General features: G+C 39.7%; 2 protein-coding genes and 1 pseudogene. All 3 read right to left on the minus strand.

From position 1 onward, the window contains the following. Positions 1-104 (minus strand): annotated as a pseudogene (locus FS875_RS10755) (tyrosine-type recombinase/integrase); the annotation flags it as partial. 9 nt (positions 105-113) lie between these two features. Continuing rightward, on the minus strand, positions 114-320 hold the full coding sequence (locus FS875_RS10000) for a DNA/RNA nuclease SfsA (protein ID WP_144756294.1): 207 nt from the start codon (positions 318-320) through the stop codon (positions 114-116). Positions 321-435: 115 nt separating this feature from the next. Continuing rightward, a complete protein-coding gene (locus FS875_RS10005) occupies positions 436-1059 on the minus strand; it encodes a lambda exonuclease family protein (protein ID WP_144756297.1) in 624 nt (207 codons plus the stop codon). Positions 1060-1067: the final 8 nt, after the last annotated feature.

A 1067-nucleotide genomic window follows, 5' to 3' on the forward strand; every position in this document is an offset into this window, starting at 1 on the left:
CCGCGTATTCTAATACGTTTTCCATGATTAATACGGACATACCATATGATTTTGCCATGGCGTGTGACTTCTTTGACTAAATGAGGGGGGCGTGGTTTTGGCATGGCAATATCCTATAAGACGATATCATAATCATCAGGTAACAAGTTCCATGATTTGTCAGAATGATTAGTTGAATTTGGCAATGGGATATTGTCTTTAAGATAGATAAGCAGTTCGCCGGTAGGTTTGATTTCTACGAGTTCACAGCCTTGCTTTTTAGCTTCTCGTAAAGCGCGTGCAATGGCTGGTTGTGTTATGGTAGCGGGTCGCGGTGCCATATCTTTTCTCCTAATTTGAAGTGCAATTCACCCGTGTCGTGAATCACGCATTGCTTGAAAATTGTTATGAAAGGGCGGGGGTGCTAGGAGGCACAGAAAAAGCACCCCCATAATGTTAAGCAGCTTTTGTTGAGATTCTTTGTATCTCTTGTTCTATTTCAGTTAAAAAGCTTTCAACTGCTTGATTGATTTGTTCAATATGTTTGTCATCACGGTGGATACGTTTGATTTTCATACGTAAATGAGATTTGTTCCCCGTAAAACGTGGGTCATAGCTGATAAAATCACACCATTTACGCCCCGTACAAGCCATTTGGAATTGCATTTGTGCAAGATATTCTGGTTTGATCTCATTATTGATAATGAAACGCATATGATTAGTCGATCTAGGGCATTTGATTTCGATTAAGCCATCTTCATCAATCAGACCATCAGGGCTAGCCCCCGCCATTTTTATTATGGGGTGTTGAATGAAACCGCATTGAGTGACTTGTGTATCATAAATGAATGCATATTCTCTCAAGGCATCTTCTTCATTTTCAATGCCCCATCTCATATCTTCAGTTTCATAATAGGGGCTTGTTTGCCCCGTTAGACGTTCTGTAATGAGTTTGATTTTGTAATCTTCATATTTACTTGTAGGTGTTCCCTTTGCTGTTTTACTAAGTATGTTGTAAATATTTGAAGCGGTGACTTTACCTAAGCGTGCTTGAAACCATTCTGCTGTTCTTTGTTCCATTTCACACC

The organism is Bartonella saheliensis (assembly GCF_902162175.1).